The following is a 16,883-nucleotide window of genomic DNA, read 5'->3' as shown; positions in this document are numbered from 1 at the left end:
ATACAATTCCGGTGAGTTTCAAGCTCCGAGCCCCGAGCCGCGTGTGCCGCCCGGCGATCGCACCGCCGGGCGCCGAGCGAGCCGGGGGCGGCTCGGAACTTGAAACCCGGAACTTGAAACGGCTGACCCCGGTATGCCAGCTTCACCAGACGTCCTCATCCTCGGCGGCGGCGTGATCGGCCTCACGTCCGCGTACTTCCTCGCGCGGGCGGGGGCGTCAGTCCATGTGTACGACCGTGGCGACCTCGGCCGCGAGGCGTCGTGGGCCGGCGCCGGGATCGTGCCCCCGGGGCGCCCGGACCGCGCCGCCACGCCCGCCGACCGGCTCCGCGGCATCGGCTCGGTGCGGTTCCCGGAACTATCCGCAGAACTACTTTGTCTCACGGGCATCGATAACGGCTACCGGCGCTGTGGCGCCCTGGAGTTCCTCTCCCCCGACGACACCGACGTTGTGGACATGTGGCGTGCGGAAGGGATCGCGTTCGAGCGCCTCACGATGGCAGAAGCGCGGGCACTCGAACCGCTCGGCACTGTGGAAGGGGAGCCGTACCTCCTGCCGGGGTGCGCGCAGGTGCGAAACCCGTGGCACCTCCGGGCACTGATTACCGCATGCGAACGGGCCGGCGTCACGCTCCGGCCGGGCGAAGGTGCGGACGGGTGGGAGTTCACCGACGCGCGGGTTACCGGAGTGCGGCTCTCGTCCGGCGTTGTCGCTCGGGCCGGCAACTTCCTTCTGGCTACCGGGGCCTGGAGCAAACCGCTCCTCCTGCCGCTCGGACACACGCCGCACGTTTACCCCGTGCGCGGGCAGATCGCGGCGGTCCGCGGCGCGGCCGGGTCGCGCGTCCTGATGTTGGGGAAGCGGTACATCGTTCCCCGCGGCGACGGCTTAACGCTGATTGGTTCCACGGAAGAACCCGAAGCCGGGTTCGAGAACCGCACCACGCCCGAAGGCATCGGCGGGCTGGTCGCGTTCGCCCAAGACGTGCTCCAGTTCGCGAACGGTCCCACCGTCGAGGCGAGTTGGTCCGGGCTGCGGCCCGGGTCGCCGGACGGGCTACCGTACCTGGGGCCGGTCCCCGGCGCCGACCGCGTGTTCATCGCCGCCGGTCACTTCCGCGCCGGGGTGCAGCTCTCGGTCGGCACCGCTCAAGTGGTGGCCGAACTACTGACCGGGCAACCGGCGTGTGTGGACCTGCGCCCGTTCGCCCTGGACCGCCGCCCTGGCGCGAACGCGAAGACCGCGTTCCGGAGCTGAAAGCGGTTGCGCCGAAATTAACGGAAAGAACGAATTTAAAGAGCATTCGTTCTTTCCGTCCTGTCAATCCGGTTCAACCCGTCGATCGTTCGCAACCGGCACTCTTTCCGGCCGTTCGCCCTGACATCTGCGATAATAGAGGCATGCAACCGACCGAACACCGCTCGGCCGTCGGTCAACTGGCCGACGACCTCCGCTGGCTCGAAGACCACTGCCGCCGGCAGCCCGAGCTGTCCGCGCACGCGGCCACGCTGCGGCTGGCGTCCGCGCTGACGCGCAACGTGATCGGGCCGTTCCTGGAGGGCCAGCCCCCCCGGCCGCTGCACGTTTCGGTGGTCGGCGGCGCCGGCGCGGGCAAGAGTACGGTGGTGAACTTCCTGGCGGGAGCAAAGGTCGCGGAGGCGAACCCGCAGGCCGGGTTCACGCGCCACCCGACGGCGTTCCTGCCGCCCGGCCCCGCGTTCCAGTGGCCCAGCTACCTCGGCTTCCTCGGCTCGATGCACAAGCTCTCGGAAGACAAGCCTGCGAGCGTGGACGAGGACGTGTATCAGGTGAAGCGCGTCCCGCTGCCGGCGAACGCGAAAGAGGGGTATTCGCACCCGCTGGGCGAGTTTGTGATCTGGGACTGCCCGGACATGACCACCTGGGCGGCGGAGAACTACGTCTGCCGGCTGCTGGAGATCTCGGCCCTGTCGGACGTGATCGTCTACGTGGCGTCGGACGAGCGGTACAACGACGCGGTCCCGACCGAGTTCCTGCATTTGCTCGTGAAGGCCGGTAAGGCGGTCGTCGTGGCGCTCACGAAGATGCGCCCGCAGGACGCCGACGCGTTCATCGAGCACTTCAAGCAGGAGATCCTGGGCCGGCTCCCCAAGCTCCCGAACGGCGAGACGCCCGCCGTTCCCGTGGTCGCGATCCCGCACATGAGCGTCGCGGACCGGTCCGACCCGGCTGGCGCCGGCGCGCAGTACCGCGTCCAGTTGCTGAACCAGATCCTGGTTCAGTGCGAGAGTGACGCCCTGACGCGCGCCCGAACGGTGACCAACGCCGCGAAATACCTGTCGACCGCCGGTGAAGGGCTGCTCGAAGTCGCCAAGCGCGACTTCACGGAACTGGACGCGTGGAAATCCGCGGTGCAGTCCGGTAAGGCGGCCTTTGAGGAACGCTACCGGCGCGAATTTCTGTCGGGAGAGCAGTTCCAGCGGTTCGACCGGTACCGCGAGCGGCTTACGGACCTGCTTGAGCTGCCGGCGGCCGGGCGCGTGGTCGGCGGCATCTTTTGGGGGCTTCGGGCGCCGTACCGGTGGACCCGCGACGCGATTTACGGTCTGCTCGTGCGCCCGGACGTGCTAAACCTGTCGGAAGAGTCGGTGCTTTCGGGTGCGCTGGCGGGCTGGCTGGACGCGCTGCACACCGAGGCGCTGCGCAAGGCCGGCGCCCATGCGATCTGGAAGCAGGTGTCGATCCGGTTCGAATCGGAACTCGCGCCCCAGGCCCGGGACCGGTTCGCCACCGACTTCCGGTCCTTCGAGCTGAAAGAGACGGACGACCTCGAACAGGCCGGCCGGGCACTGGTAAACGGCCTGGAGAAGAACCCGGTGCTGTTGTACTCGCTCCGGGGCGGGAAGTTGGCGGTGGACCTCGCCATCATCGGGGGCGTGGTGTATTCGACCTGGCCGCCGGGTTGGGGGCTGTTGCTCATCCCACTCGGGGTGTCGGCATCGCACCAGACGGCGGAACTCGCCACCAGGGCGGTGGCGGAAGGCGCGCGGCAGCGGGTCCGGTCGCACCGCGAGTCGCTGATGACCGCCTCCCTGAGCGCGCCACTGGCGAACTGGCTGACCGAGTGGCCCGCGACCGGGGGGACGTCGCTGGAGAAGCTCCAGCAGGTGCTCCGCCGGGTGCCGGAATCGATTCGCGCGCTGGAAGCGCGAGTCGCTACGAAGGCGTCAGCACTCACGCAGCATAAAGAAGTGCCGCCGGTGCCGGTCGCGCCTCCCGCCGGGCCGTGACCACACGGTGCGTGGCCGCAGAAAAAGTCCTCAGACGCGGTTTTAACCGGCTTCGTGCGGCAGGGAGTGGGGGATGCGGAACTCGAAACGGCTCGAATTTCAAGCGTACCGCGTTCCTTCGGAAATCCAGGCGGAGCGCGACTCGCCCGAAGAATGGGCACGACGACTGGTGCCCGCGAGGGCGCCGAGCGGGTGTTCCGCTCCCCTTTTGGGGGCACTTCGCTACCGCTGTGTTCCCGGAGCGCCGCCCGGGGTGACGGGAAGCCAGGAGCAACGAATCGCATGAGCGCGAGCGGACCCGAACAAGAAGCCCCCACCGCCACGGCCCCCGTCGCGCCCGAGATGCCGCCGCAACCGCTGCTGCGCACCCTCGCACCGCTTCTCCGCGGGCTGGAGCGGCCCGTGCGGTCGTGGCTCGACTCGCGCCGGAAGTACCCGCTCAGTATGATGCAGCGGGCCGAGCTGGAAGGGCTCGCCGACGACCTGCGGCGGCAGGCCGAAACGCTCGATGTCGAGAAGCCGCTATTGGTGGTGATGCTGATGGGGGGCACGGGTGTCGGCAAGTCGACGCTCCTCAACGCCCTCGCCGGCGGGCCGATCGCGCAGGCGTCGTTCACCCGTCCGACCACCCGCGACCCGGTGGTGTACTTCCACCACTCGGTCAAGTCGGAGCGGCTCGACCCGGCACTACGGCTGTGCCGCTTGGTCCAGCACGACCGCGCGGGGCTCGAACAGAAGGTGATCGTCGACACCCCCGACGTGGATTCCAACGACCTCAGTAACCGCGACAAGCTCGTGGCCCTGCTGCCCGTCGCGGACATCGTGCTGTACGTCGGCTCCCAGGAGAAGTACCACGACCGGATCGTGTGGGATCTGTTCAAGCAGCAGCGACAGCGCCGGGCGTTCGCGTTCGTGCTCAACAAGTGGGACCGGTGCCTCACCGGCGAGAGCGGGGTACGACCCGACGAAGACCTGCTCGCGGACCTCAAGGCCGAGGGCTTCCAGAGCCCCCTGCTCTTCCGCACCACAGCGCAGCTGTGGCTCGACGCAGCAAAGTCTCATCCCGGCAGCGGCCCCCCGCCCCGTCCCGCCGACCTCCCGGAAGGAGAACAGTTTTCGCTCCTGCGGAGCTGGCTCGAACTGGGGCTGACGAAGCTCGAGATCGAAGCCGTTAAAGCGCGTGGGGTCGGGCAACTGCTCGCGCAGGTTGTGCGCGTCGCCGAGGCGAACCGGCCGCCGGACCTCACCGCCGAGGCCGACAAGGTCAAAACCGCGTGGGAAGCGACACTCGCGGACGAGGCGGATGTACAAGCCGATGTACTGGTCGGCACGCTGGAACCGTACCAGACGGAGGTCGAGCACCACTTCAGCGTCGAGGACCAGCAGCGGTTCCGCGGGCTGATGGCGGCGTACCTGCGCGTCACCACGCGTCTCCGGTACGCCGGCAGCGGGCTACGAGACCGCATCCCGTTCGCGGGATTGAAGGGCAAGTTACTCGGCGCCAAGGTCGATACGCCGGTCGAATGGAACCTGGGCGCGTTCGTGCAGGAGTGCGCCCGCACCGCCGGGGAGCGCGTGCTCGACCAGCGCACGGCGGCGCTCATCAACCGGTTGCTCGTGGACGCCGAGTCAAAAGGGTTCGCCCTCACGCTGTTGAGCGAACCGGCGAACGCGGCGGGCCGGCTGGACTGGCGCGACAAGGTCACCCGCGCCGTGATCGACGCGCTCGCCGAAGTGGAGCGCCAGGCCACGAACCCGACGGGCTTCCGTCGGGCCTTGCGCGGCACGCTCACCGTCGCGGCGAACACGCTCCCGGAGATCGCCCTCGTGGCGACCGTCGGCACGCTGTTGTGGAACTTTTTCGTCCCCACGCCGAGCATCACCCCGGACATGTTCCAGATGTTGCTGGTGGTGCTGATCCCGCTCGTGGTAATCGTGGCGGTCCACCTGCTCATTCTGCTGCTCTTGCCGATCCGCTGGCCGACGATCCGGGCCGAGTTCCGCCGGCAGTTGGGCGACCGAATGGCAACGGAGCTGGGGCGCGCGTACCTCGCGATCCCGGGCGAGGTGGCCGGCGCCATCCGCGAAGAGCGCAAACAGGTAGACGGGCTTGTGGCCGAAACGAAAGAAGTTGAGAACTGGCTCACCGAGCGCCAACAGGCCGCACACGTGGGCGAGCTGTACGGAAAGTGACATCTCATGGCTGAAGGGAAATGGATCACGGGCCTCACGCCCGAAGTGCCGGTTGCCGAGGCGGCCGGTCGGGTTCTCGCCGAGCGCTTTAGACTAGTACGGCAGTACCTCCCGCTCGCGGCGGGCCGGGCCTGGGAAGACGCCGAATTTGTTCACCAGTTACGGGTCGGCACCCGCCGCGCCGGCGCCGCGCTTCGCGTGTTCGCTTCTGCGTTCCCGCGGAAGCACCTCAAAGCCACAAAGGAAGCCCTCCGCGCGCTGCGCCGGGCGGCTGGCGGCGCGCGCGACTGGGACGTGTTCCTCGCCGCCCTGCCCGGTTCGACGGCGTTTCGGGGTCCGGACGCAGAGCCCGCACGCGACTTCCTGCTGGGATACGCCTTCGGCGAGCGAACCGTGGCGCAAGCCCACCTCGCCGACGCCGAAGCAAGGCACGGTGCAGAGTTCCGCGCCGCGGCCGAGGCGCTGCTGACCCGCGCCCACCACACCGAAGGCGCCGACGCCCCGGCAACCATCGGTCCGCTGGCGATCGAGCAACTCGGCGAGTTGATGCGCGAGTTGACCGACGAGGCCGAAGCGAACCCGACCGAACCGGTCGACCTGCACGCCCTGCGGATCACCGCGAAGCGACTCCGGTACGCGATCGAAATCTTCGCGGCGTGCTTCCCCCCGTTCCTGAAGGACACGGTCTACCCGGCGGTCGAGCGGGTGCAAGAAGTGCTCGGCGAGGTCCAGGACGCCGCGGTCGGCCTTGACCGGCTGTCCGACATCCGGGGGCGCCTCGGCGCAGCGCTCCCCACACAGATGGCGCGCGTGAAGCCCGGGTTGAACGAGCTGGCTTCTGAGCTGCGAGCCAAGATCCCGGCGGGGCGCGAGGCGTTCGCGGCTTGGCGCCAGCAGTGGCTCGAAATGACCTCCATGTTCAAGCTCGAACTGACCGCAGCGACCATTACCGGATAGCGCTTACGGCATCACCCAATCGGTGCGCAGCCGGTACACGCGCACTTGCAGCCGGGGATGGTCTCGCCCCGTTACGGGACCGGCGCCGCCGTAGTAATTCGGTACGGTCTTCGCCGAGAGCAGATCGTCTACCGTAATGCCGCCGAGATCGTCCGCAACCCATTCCGGAGGATGCCGCACATCGAACCCTGCGTACGGCCGCGGGAACGGATCATCGGGCGGGTATTCGGGCACAACGAGGTAGTCCCCGGCACGCGCCTCCGTCTGCTGAGCGATGAGCGGCCGCATCCCGGCTCGCTCGCAGTAGTACTGAAAGCCCCAGTGTCCGACGTACCACACCTGACCCGCCGACAAAGGCTCCTCCGCTCGTGCCCGTGCAACCCGTAGCGCGGCTTCTTTGGCGCACAGCTTCTCCGGGTACGCGTCGAGGGTGTCGATCGCAGCCACCAGGAGGCCCGCCCCCGCCCCCGCCCCGACGACCCACCGAGAAGGCAAGCGGTCCGGGTGGAGCCGGCAAACGCGGCTTAAAGCGTGTGCCGCAACCAGACCCAACACAATGCTGACCCCGATGACACGCCGGGCCGCCGGGAACGGCGTTAAGCCAATTGCCGCCGCCAGTTCGATGAGCAGCCAACCGGCAAGAAACAGTGCCCCGCGGTTAACACGAACGCCCAACCCCGTTCGGACCCGGAACAGCAGCACGCCCAAACATCCCGCTCCTGCCATCAGCCAGATGAGCCCACTCAACTGCCAGTACGCCGACACGAGATTGAGATTGGGGACAACGGTACACCGGCGCGGCAGTGTGGCGAGCAAACCGAAGCCGAGGCACCACACCGCAGCCGCTCCGGTGATCCAGAGCCGTGAAATACGCAGTGCGGAGAGAGCAAGCAGGCCGCTACCAACGGCGAGACAACCCAGGTAACCGCCCAGTGGTGCGAGGAGAGCGAACTTGGACTCGACGAACGCACTCAGCCCGCCGCCGCCCGACGAGCTGGCGTGGAACGCGAAGTGTGATCGGCCGTACTTTGCGACGAGCAGCAATTCCCAGCCCGCAAATAATGCAACAGCAGCGAACACCGCGCACACGGCGGGAAGTACGCGCCGGTGTGTCATCCCGTACCACGCGATCACCGCCGGAGCCACAAACGCGCTGTACTTCGTCTGCATCGCCAGTCCGGCGACACAGCCCGCGAGTGCCGCGAGCCCCAGACCACGCTCCGCGGCACGGATGAACAGTTCAACCGACGCCAGGGCGAGCGCCAGTGCTGGCACATCGAGCATGAGGTTCAGCGCGGGCAGAACGGCGGGCGAGAGCATCAGCACCGGGAGGGCAACGCCCTCCACGCCTCTTGCGAAGCGGACCAGAAGCGCGTTCAAAGCCCATGACAGGAGCAGCACGAACGGAAAGTGCCACAACTTCAGGAGCCCGACGTGTTCACCGAACAGCGTCATCCCGGCAGCCAGCCAGTACGGCACTACGGGCGGGCACAGCACCTCCATCGCAGGTTCCGGTCGGTCCCACCAGAACAGGGTGAAGCCATAAGGGTCGGTCGGGTGAGAGCTGATGTGTCTGGCGAACAGGAGGTACGCGGTGTCGTCCACCGTCACAGGTTTCGCAACATTCGCGAGGGTGACCAGCGCGGCCAGCACAAATGGCAGGCGTCGCCCGGTGAGAGGGGCGGACGCGGAAAGTCGCTCAGCGTTCAATCACTACCCCGGTTCAGGTTCTTCGAGCCACTTCGGCTGGGTGAAGTTGTCCGCGGGTGGTAAAATACCGCCAGAAGACACTGGCCGCCACGTAGGGACTCTCGCGGTGCATGAACGCCTTCGACAAGACGACACCGCTCCCCCCCGGGCGCTGGCTGCGTACCTGCTCGGCGTCCTCGGCTTCGACGAGTTGAGCGCGCTTCAGCGCCGGCTCCGCTACGACGTTAGCGGCGATCGCGACTCCGGCGCAGTCATTCTGTGTGAAATCGAACCAGGAATCACGGTCGGGCGCGAAGGGAGCGCGGCTCACATTCGCCCCAGCGCGGAATCGCTGGCGGCTCGGCGCTGGCCGGTGCGGTGGGTCGGGCGCGGTGGTGGCGCCGTTCTGCACCAAGTTGGACAGGTGGCGTGCTTTCCGGTGCTCCCGCTCGACGCACTCAACCTGTCACCGGCCCGTTACCTCGCTGAACTACAAGCGGTCTGCCTCGACCTTTGTCGTGATTACGGCATCACAGGGACCCTCCCCCCCGAGCGTCCTGGGGTGCGTGCCAACGGCCGGCTGCTCGCCCACATCGGGATCGCCGTCCGCGATTGGGTCAGCTCTTACGGAATCGTGCTGAACGTGAACCCAGACTTGGCACCCTTCCGCGAGGTGAAGTGCGACGGTGACCCGGTACCGATGACCTCACTCCAGCGCGAGAGCCCGCTGCGGGTTCGCGTTTCCGGCGTGCGACAGAAGTTGCTCGATCTGATCGCGGCCCGGTTCGGGTTCGCGCGCGTTTCAGTGTTCCACCACCACCCCGCGGCACTCCCGCGAACCACCCGACATGCGCTCCCTCACGCTTCTTGACAAGCCCGCACCGCCGCCCCGCACCGGTCACCGGTTGCCGGAATGGCTCAAGCGCCCGCTCCCGTCCGGGAACGGGAACAACTTCACCGCGCACCTCATTGAGGACCTGCGCTTGGAGACGGTGTGCGAGAGCGCGCGGTGCCCGAACCGCCCGGAGTGCTGGTCGCGCCGCACCGCGACCTTCATGATCATGGGCAACTACTGCACCCGGACGTGCAGCTTTTGCTCAGTGCCAAAAGGCTCCCCGGAGTCCCTCGAAGCCGACGAACCGGCCCGACTCGCCGAGGCGGCCGCGCGGCTGGGCCTGAAGCACGTCGTCATCACGTCTGTGACGCGCGACGACCTACCGGACGGCGGCGCGGACCATTTCGTGCGGTGCATCCGGGCCGTGCGCGACCGGTTACCCGCCGCCGCGGTCGAGGTGCTCACGCCCGACTTCATGGGCGACCCCACCGCTATTGATGCGGTCACGGACGCGCGCCCCGAGGTGTTCAACCACAACCTCGAAACCGTACCGCGGCTCCACCGGATCGTCCGGGGCCGGGCCTTGTACGCCCGGAGCTTGGGCCTGTTGGAGCGGGTCAAACAGCGCGCACCGCAGGTCGTTACGAAAGCCGGGCTCATGCTCGGGATCGGCGAGACCCGCGACGAATTGTTCGACGTGTTCGCCGATCTGCGGTCGATCAACTGCGACGTGCTGACACTGGGCCAGTACCTCGCCCCGACAGCGAAGCACATGCCGGTCGCGCGGTTCGTACCGCCCGCGGAGTTCGACGAGATCGCGTCACTGGCCCGGCTGATCGGGTTTAAGCAGGTCGTCGCGGGACCGTACGTGCGGTCCAGTTACCACGCGGACGATATGGTGCCGCACTAGGTGAAGGGGTGCGCCTGTGACGCAACCGGACCGCACGACCATAACGCTACCCGAACTCGGTTCCGCTCGGGTCGTCTTTAGCCTGTGGCACGTCCGTGTCGGCGACCGTGTGACCGAGGGAGATCGAATCGCCGAGGTGCTGATCCCCGGCGCAACGTTCGATGTGCCGGCCCCGGCCACCGGCAGACTCGTCGAGACGTTCGCACTGCCGAACGCCCCGCTCACACCGGGCGCTGCCCTGGGAACCGTTGTCGAAGAGTAACGAGCCACCACCATGCCGCGCCCCGTGTTCCTGTCGCTCGACGGCCTCGACGGCACCGGCAAATCGACCCAGTGTCGCCTTCTGGTCGAGTGGCTCGCCGCGCAGGGCGTTCCGGTCACCGCTTGCGCCGACCCGGGTGGCACGCCGCTCGGTCAAGAACTCCGCAAGCTGCTCCTGTTCGGCCGCGATCACCGCATCGGCACGCGAACCGAAGCGCTGCTCTTCATGGCGTCCCGGGCGCAACTCGTGGAAGAGGTGATTCGGCCCGCACTGGGGCGGGGCGAAGTGGTCGTATCTGACCGGTTCCTGCTCGCGAACGTCGTTTACCAGGGGCACGCCGGCGGATTGAGCCCTGAGGAGTTGTGGCAGGTCGGGACGTTCGCCACCGGCGGTGCCGAGCGCCTCGAACCGGACCTCACGCTCGTCCTCGATCTGCCACCCGAGATTGCGGCAGTGAGGCGCAACCGCGAAGCTGATCGCATGGAAGCCCGTGGAGCTGATTACGCCGAGCGTGTGCGCGCCGGCTTCCGGTCCGAGGTCGCACGCCGGACCGAACGGTTGCGCCTCGTCGACGCGACCGCCAACGTGGATGGCGTTCAGCAGACGGTCCGCCGTGAGGTCATCGGGGTGCTCGGCGACCGGGGGTGGAACGTGAAGGAGTAAGAACCGGCATGCCTTGGGACCGCATCCGTGGGCAGGACGCACCCCGAAACACGTTCGCCGCTGCCCTCGAAGCAGGCCGGCTCGCGCACTCCTATCTGCTCGTCGGCCCGGACGGCGTGGGTAAGCGACAGTTCGCGCGTGAACTCGCGAAGGCGTTCCTGTGCGAGCATCCTCCGGCGAAGTTGACCGCGTGCGACCGCTGCCCGGCGTGCGCGCAGGTGAATGTCGGCACCCACCCTGATCTCCTCTTTTTGCGCACGCCCGAGGACAAGCACGAGCTACCGGTGGATGAGATGCGAGCGTTCTGCGCGCAAATCGCGCTGAAACCGACTCGCGGGCCGCGCAAGATCGGCATCGTCGAGGACGCCGATGATTTCAACGCATCTTCGGCCAACTCGTTTCTGAAAACGCTCGAGGAGCCGCCGCAGGGCGCTCTCTTGTTACTCATCGGTACTAGCACCGACCGGCAGTTATCGACGATCCTGTCCCGGTGCCAGATCGTGCGGTTCTCGCCACTGAGTCCGGCGGACCTGAAAGAGGTTCTCGCGGAACAGGGCATAGGTGACCCAACAAAGCTCGACCGGCTCGCCAAGCTCGGCGCCGGTAGCGTCACTCGCGCGTTGGCGCTCGACGACGATTCCATCTGGCAAGTGCGGCAAAAGCTACTCGAAGGGCTGATGTCGCCGCGCCCGCCGTTTCAGCAGCTGGCAGAAACATGGGCACGATTCAACGAAGAAGCCGGAAAAGAAACCGCCCCGCAGCGGCTCCGAACGTCACTGGTGCTTCAGTTTCTAATCGAAGCGGTTCAGAACGCACTGAAGCTGTCTCTCGGTACTGCGGTGCCCGAACTTGACGCCGCCGAAGCTCCCCTGCTAAGGGCGTTCGCAGACCGGATCGGGGCCGTCGGGTTGATGGAACTACTCGACGCGCTCGTGGAAGCCGATTTCCACGTCGAGCGCCGGGTTCAGCTCATGCTGATCGTGGAAGCGGTGGTGACGAAGTTCCCACGTGAATCGAGTCGGTAAGTCGCTTCAAGGGGCAAGCCGCTCGCGCGTCCAACTCGTTCCAGTACGAGTGAAAACGATCCGGTCATGAAGCCGGCTTCGCCGCCCCTGCCAGAACTCGATAACCGCGGGGACCACACGATAACCGCCCCAGTTCTGTGGACGCGGTGGGTCGCCGTCCGGGTACTTGGCCGTCAGCTCTGCGTGCGCCCGTTCCAGCACCTCGCGACCTGCAATGACGGCACTTTGAGGCGAAGCCCACGCGCCTAACCTGCTCCCGAGCGGGCGCTTCTTGTAGTACTCGTCCGACTCGGCCGCGGACACCATCTCGACAGTGCCTTCAACGCGAACTTGGCGCTCCAGGGGGTGCCAGAGAAAGACGAGTGCGGCGCTCGGGTTCTTTTCGAGCTCGCGTCCCTTACGGCTGTCATAGTTGGTGAAAAACGTGAACCCGCGGTCGTCGAGCGCCTTCAGAAGTACGGCACGGGCCGACGGATGTCCGCTCCCGCCGACCGTGGCCAGAATCATCGCGTTCGGATCGGTGAGGTCAGCCGCAAGCGCGTCCGCGAACCAGCGATGAAACAGCACAAACGGATCGGAGCCCGCGTCGGTCTCCGTCAGCCCTCCGGTCGAGTACTCCTTGCGCAGGTCCGCGAGTCGCAACTGTTCCTCGCTCGGCATACATGCACTCTCCAAGCCCAATCGTGTACCCGCACATTTTATTCACCCGCGCCGCTTATTGCCCGGCAAGTGCGCACTCTCGGACCACAAGTCTCATGCTCACGGGGTGCCGCCCAGACTGCGGGAGCGATAGAACACATGAACCGCACCCGTATTCGCCGCGCCCAACCTTGCCCACGGCACGCGGGCACCCTTGACCAAGGACCATCGAATGCTCGGCACGACGCTCAACCCCCAACAGTTCCTGGCCCGCGTGGCAGAAGAGCTCGGGCGGATCGATCCTAACGAGATTCAGAGGCTTTCCGATCTCGTCCACGAGCGGTACCTCGCGGGGCGATTCGTATTCGTGATCGGCAACGGCGGGAGCGGCTCGAACGCCTCCCACTTCTGCGAGGACATGGGCAAGGGTACACTGGCGCGCAAGTTTTTTGACGACGACTCCAAAAAGCGGCTGAAAGTCCTGAGCCTGACCGACAACACCCCTTACATCCTCGCATGGGGTAACGACGAGGGGTTCGACCGCGTGTTCGTTGAGCAACTCAAGAACCTCGCCTCCCCGGGTGACCTGTTGGTCGCGATCAGCGGGAGCGGCAACAGCCCGAACATCCTGCGGGCGGTCGAGTGGGCCAACAACAACGGCCTGACGACCTACGGCTGCACCGGGTTCACCGGCGGCAAGCTCCGCGGGCTGGCGCACCACGGGCTCCACGTGCCGCTGGACGACATGGGCATCGTCGAGTCGATCCACCTGACCGCATTCCACTGGGTCGTGGACGACACCTACCGGCGGATCTCCCTTCAGTAGACGGAAGTCGAGGGATCGGAAGCCGCAGACTGCTACGGCTTCCGATCCCTCGAATCACCACTGCTTCTCCATCATGGACACGATTTGAACGGCGATCTGATCCTGAATACGTTTCGAGGCGGATGCGTTGGTCTCACCCAGTTCCGGAATGAGGCGCCCCGTGGCCAGGATGCGCGCCACACCCTTGCCCAGTTCCGGCCGCTCGAGCGGCGTCCGGTCCGGCGGCACCGGCACGTTCGGATCGAACGGCACGGGTGGACCGTCGAGCTGCGGGTTCAGTCCCGGGCGTGTTGGCTTCCGCGGGTTGGACAGGATGGTTCCGTCTCGAAGGTCGCGCCAAACGACATCCACCGCGACCTGAATCTCCGCCTCACGGATCTGGTTCTGCTGGTTCAAGTTCTGAATCATCTTCTGAATCATCACGACGTTCCCCAGCAGTTCGGTGTCCGCCTTCGACGGGTCGGATGTCACTCGGAACGCGGTGGTCTTGCCGATCTCGCGGATCACGGCCTGGGTAACATCGACCTCGAACCCGCGGTACGGGGTGGTCTGGAACTCGCGGTTGTTGAACAGCGGCACGTAAACCGTGCGGATGTTCTGGTCGTACAGCGCGCCGGCGCCGACATCGTACCCGAAAATCCGAAACCCGCTCTGACACCCGCTGGTGATCGACGCGGCGGACCCACCCACCACCGCGAGGAACTGACGCCGGCTCGGGGCAACCGGCCCTGTGGGTCCAGGCGTGGGTCCGTGTTCGCTTTTTGACATATTCGATCCCGAATGGCGCGTCACAACACCGCAACGCGAAACCCCGGCCACGACCGCCAGGAGCACGACCACCACAACACCCGACACGAGTTGCACCAGGAGCCGACGACCCGCGTTCGCCATGCGAACCTCTCAGCGACAGGTCGGGCGTTCCGGCCGCGCCCGCGGGTGACGGACGCCCGACACGTCCCCGCGGTCGCAAACGTCCCGCGGCTCCGAACGCGCCGCGGGCACCCTGACTCCGCCCGCTTACTGCTGCGGGACACCCCCGCCGATCGGTTGGGGCTGTGGCGCCGGCGGTCCGCCCGCGGGGACCAGATTCGGATCGATGCGGGCGCGGTCCTTTTCGTCCAACGATTTGTTGCGGCCGAACAGCTCGTTGAACTTCGCCTGCGCGATCGCGAACGGGTCGTTACCGGGCTCCGGTCGCCCTTCCTGCATGAGCCGCACTAGGCGCTCCTTGCTCTCGGTCGCGGCTTCGGCGTACTTGGTGCCGGCGTAGCGGCGCCGCACCAGCTCGTAGTAGAACACCGCGGACCCGGGGTGACCGGTGCGCTCGTAGTACTCGGCCATCCGGAAGTCCTTCTCGGCCTGCTGCGAGCGGATCGCGAACTTGGCCCGCGTCAGCTTCTCCGCCATCGCCGGGTCGTTGGCCAGTTCCGGCACCGAACTTTCGGCGACCGACACGAGGTGGAGGGCCTCGGCACATTTGCGCCCGTCGTAGCTCGCCCCGCCGGTCGCGTTGTTCTTCGCCTGGATCGCGAACGCCATCGCCTGCGGCAGCAGCGTGCTGTCCTTGTGCAGTTCGCAGAACTGGCTGAAGTACTGGTCCGCCTCGCTGAAGTTGCCGCGGATGAAGTTCACGTACCCGCACCAGAACAGCGCCTTGTCGGCGGTCGGCCCGGTGATGTCGTGCGTGTGGACCCGCTGGAGCGCTTCGAGCGTGTACCCCTCCTGGTCAACCTGCGGCCGGGACCGGTCGAGCAGGTGCGGCCAGCTCGGCCGCCAGCGCATGACGCCCTTTTCGTCGGCACGCTGTTCCAGTTCCGCACGGAAGTCGTCGAGCCAGTAGTCGCAGATCTGGAACATCCGCGCACAGCAGTCGCGTCGGTAGGCCCCGGTCGGGAAGTCGAGGAGCACCTTGTGGTAGGTGTCCGCGGCCTCCGGGTACTGGCCGAGTTGGTAGCGGCACTCGCCCTGCATGAACCGGGCGCGTTCCGCGAGGTCCTTGGGGTTACTCTGGTTGTCGGCCAGGGTGCGGAACTCCCCGAGGGCCTGTTTGTAGTTGCCGTTCTGATACAGTTGCTCGGCGGCGGCGAGCTTCTGATCCGCCAGCGGGTCGTTGTAGCTCGAACTCAGGATGGGCTTGGCGGCGTTGCTGACCCGTTCCTTAAAGTTCCGGGCCGTGGTGCACCCAGGGGCGAGCAGCGCCAGCGCGGCGAGCAGGGCCGCGGTGCGGCCGGGTCGGAACGTCCTGTCGGCTGGCTTCCGCATCCGTGCGTTCTCCCCACAACCCCCGAACCCCGGTCTCATCGTGCGTCCACGTAGGTCAGCATTCGCGGCCGTCGGCCGAGCACACAACTCACCGCGTACCCGAGCACCTGCCGCACTTCCGCTCGCGCCCCTCCGGGCAGGGCCGCTTCGGCGCCGCGCTCGGTGAGGTCACGAATGCAGAGCAGCGCGTCCCCAGACACCATGCGGCGGTCGGCCACCGTGGGGCCACATTCCGGGCACAGCACGCCCCCCGCGAGCGGGCTGAAAAAGGCCCGCGCGGTCGGGCTGAGCCGCTCACGTCCACAGGTGGCACACGCATCGAGTCGCGGGCTATATCCCAGCTCCTGAAGCCAAACAAGTTCAAATGCCGACACGGTTGCGAGCAGCGAGCCGTTCCCCAGGCCCGCCTCTTTTCCCAGAGGAGAGATCGCCTCCACGCTTCGTATTCCGCTGACTTCCGCACCCGTTCCAACCGGCACCTCCCCTCCGGCCACTGTGTCCGCGGTTGCCCCATCATTCTCCCCCGTGTAGCAGATCTCAGTCTCGGTGCCCTTCTCTCCCGTTGGAGAGGAAACCGCCGTCCGCCCGAGGGCACGGAGGATGTGGAGCGCGGCGTCGAACAGCGCCGGGTGCGGGTCGTAGTCCTGCAGCCCCTCGGCGAGCAGTTCTGCGACGTAATAGCCGGCATACAGGGCCGGCAAGTTCTTGCGGAGCGCGGGAAACTGCTCGTTCATCCGCGCCTCCGTGAGCAGTTCCAGGCCGCTCGCCTTCCGGATGAACACCACCTCGCACACGGTCAGGAGGTCGAACGCGACATCGAAATTGGATTTGAGCCGGCGCCCGCCTTTCGCGAGCGCGCGGACCTTACCGAACTCGCGGGTAAACAGCGTGGTGATACGACTGGTCTCGCTCCAGTCGGTACCACGGGTGACGATCGCAAGCGCTTTTTCGGACTGCACAGGTCGGACTTCGTTTAAGGTCAAGGGGAGACGCCCGAGTCAGCCCCGGGCGGGGGCGTCCCGTCCCGTTCGCGGACTGCTACCGTGCCGAACCGTCGGCGCCAGAGGTATTGTTTCGCACCATTTCCGTCATCCGGGCACTTCTGGGAATCGCAACCGCTACCCAACAACGTTTTCGGCGCCGGTTTCTGTTCGCAGGGGCGAACCGCACGTGCGAGCCGAATTTGATACAAGTTCCACCACCATCGCACATTACCGCACGGCGATCGAACACCGTTGGGACCGATTTTGCCTTCGCCCAAGGACTGCACACCGCTTTCGCGGCACGTGATTCATGGGTAGCGATGCCCCAGCAAAGTAGCAGCGAATTGCCAGTTGGGCGGCAGCGGCTGT

Annotated in this window: 15 protein-coding genes; 10 read left to right on the top strand and 5 right to left on the bottom strand. The window is 66.7% G+C overall.

Features of this window, described 5'->3' with window-relative positions; all coding sequences use genetic code 11:
- The first annotated feature begins 133 nt into the window (after positions 1-133).
- From R5W23_RS27170 to R5W23_RS27155, 4 genes are all read left to right on the top strand, one after another.
- The gene (locus tag R5W23_RS27170) at positions 134-1,258 is read left to right on the top strand and encodes an NAD(P)/FAD-dependent oxidoreductase (protein WP_320689067.1); all 1,125 of its coding nucleotides are present in this window, start codon (positions 134-136) and stop codon (positions 1,256-1,258) included.
- Between the two features lie 143 nt (positions 1,259-1,401).
- Positions 1,402-3,270 carry a GTPase gene (locus R5W23_RS27165; protein WP_320689066.1) on the top strand — a complete coding sequence of 623 codons (1,869 nt, stop codon included), beginning with the start codon at positions 1,402-1,404 and terminating at the stop codon, positions 3,268-3,270.
- A 282-nt stretch (positions 3,271-3,552) separates the two neighbouring features.
- Entirely contained in the window at positions 3,553-5,463 is a 1,911-nt protein-coding gene (locus R5W23_RS27160) for a GTPase (RefSeq protein ID WP_320689065.1), read from the top strand.
- A 6-nt stretch (positions 5,464-5,469) separates the two neighbouring features.
- A complete protein-coding gene (locus tag R5W23_RS27155; RefSeq protein ID WP_320689064.1) occupies positions 5,470-6,420 on the top strand; it encodes a CHAD domain-containing protein in 951 nt (316 codons plus the stop codon).
- Between the two features lie 3 nt (positions 6,421-6,423).
- Here R5W23_RS27155 and R5W23_RS27150 read toward each other — a convergent pair whose 3' ends face one another.
- Positions 6,424-8,130, bottom strand: a complete 1,707-nt coding sequence (locus R5W23_RS27150; RefSeq protein WP_320689063.1) for a glycosyltransferase family protein — start codon at positions 8,128-8,130, stop codon at positions 6,424-6,426.
- Positions 8,131-8,236: 106 nt separating this feature from the next.
- On the opposite strand from R5W23_RS27150, the gene R5W23_RS27145 reads away from it, so the two are divergent.
- The 5 genes from R5W23_RS27145 to R5W23_RS27125 are packed head-to-tail and all read left to right on the top strand — an operon-like array spanning position 8,237 to position 11,804.
- A complete protein-coding gene (locus R5W23_RS27145; protein WP_320689062.1) occupies positions 8,237-8,980 on the top strand; it encodes a lipoyl(octanoyl) transferase LipB in 744 nt (247 codons plus the stop codon).
- Positions 8,958-9,854 carry a lipoyl synthase gene (gene lipA, locus R5W23_RS27140; protein ID WP_320689061.1) on the top strand — a complete coding sequence of 299 codons (897 nt, stop codon included), beginning with the start codon at positions 8,958-8,960 and terminating at the stop codon, positions 9,852-9,854. The genes R5W23_RS27145 and lipA overlap by 23 nt, the downstream gene beginning before the upstream one ends.
- 16 nt (positions 9,855-9,870) lie before the next feature.
- Positions 9,871-10,116, top strand: a complete 246-nt coding sequence (locus R5W23_RS27135) for a lipoyl domain-containing protein (protein WP_320689060.1) — start codon at positions 9,871-9,873, stop codon at positions 10,114-10,116.
- A 12-nt stretch (positions 10,117-10,128) separates the two neighbouring features.
- Complete coding sequence (gene tmk, locus R5W23_RS27130; protein ID WP_320689059.1) at positions 10,129-10,779, top strand: dTMP kinase; 651 nt, start codon at positions 10,129-10,131, stop codon at positions 10,777-10,779.
- Positions 10,780-10,787: 8 nt separating this feature from the next.
- The gene (locus R5W23_RS27125) at positions 10,788-11,804 is read left to right on the top strand and encodes a DNA polymerase III subunit (RefSeq protein ID WP_320689058.1); all 1,017 of its coding nucleotides are present in this window, start codon (positions 10,788-10,790) and stop codon (positions 11,802-11,804) included.
- A gap of 6 nt (positions 11,805-11,810) precedes the next feature.
- On the opposite strand, the gene pdxH is transcribed toward R5W23_RS27125, so the two are convergent.
- On the bottom strand, positions 11,811-12,464 hold the full coding sequence (gene pdxH, locus R5W23_RS27120) for a pyridoxamine 5'-phosphate oxidase (protein ID WP_320689057.1): 654 nt from the start codon (positions 12,462-12,464) through the stop codon (positions 11,811-11,813).
- Positions 12,465-12,675: 211 nt separating this feature from the next.
- Between pdxH and R5W23_RS27115 the strand changes: the two genes are divergently transcribed.
- Positions 12,676-13,269 carry a D-sedoheptulose-7-phosphate isomerase gene (locus R5W23_RS27115; protein ID WP_320689056.1) on the top strand — a complete coding sequence of 198 codons (594 nt, stop codon included), beginning with the start codon at positions 12,676-12,678 and terminating at the stop codon, positions 13,267-13,269.
- Positions 13,270-13,323: 54 nt separating this feature from the next.
- On the opposite strand, the gene lptE is transcribed toward R5W23_RS27115, so the two are convergent.
- The 3 genes from lptE to recO form a co-directional block, all read right to left on the bottom strand.
- Positions 13,324-14,037, bottom strand: a complete 714-nt coding sequence (gene lptE, locus R5W23_RS27110) for an LPS assembly lipoprotein LptE (protein ID WP_320689054.1) — start codon at positions 14,035-14,037, stop codon at positions 13,324-13,326.
- A 249-nt stretch (positions 14,038-14,286) separates the two neighbouring features.
- Positions 14,287-15,531 (bottom strand): tetratricopeptide repeat protein, encoded by a 1,245-nt coding sequence (locus tag R5W23_RS27105; RefSeq protein ID WP_261186407.1) that lies wholly within the window; start codon positions 15,529-15,531, stop codon positions 14,287-14,289.
- A gap of 35 nt (positions 15,532-15,566) precedes the next feature.
- Positions 15,567-16,490 carry a DNA repair protein RecO gene (gene recO, locus R5W23_RS27100; protein WP_320689053.1) on the bottom strand — a complete coding sequence of 308 codons (924 nt, stop codon included), beginning with the start codon at positions 16,488-16,490 and terminating at the stop codon, positions 15,567-15,569.
- Positions 16,491-16,883 lie beyond the last annotated feature (393 nt).

This window comes from Gemmata algarum (assembly GCF_034097035.1).
Lineage (GTDB): Bacteria > Planctomycetota > Planctomycetia > Gemmatales > Gemmataceae > Gemmata > Gemmata algarum.
This window is presented reverse-complemented; position numbering and strand designations above follow the sequence as displayed.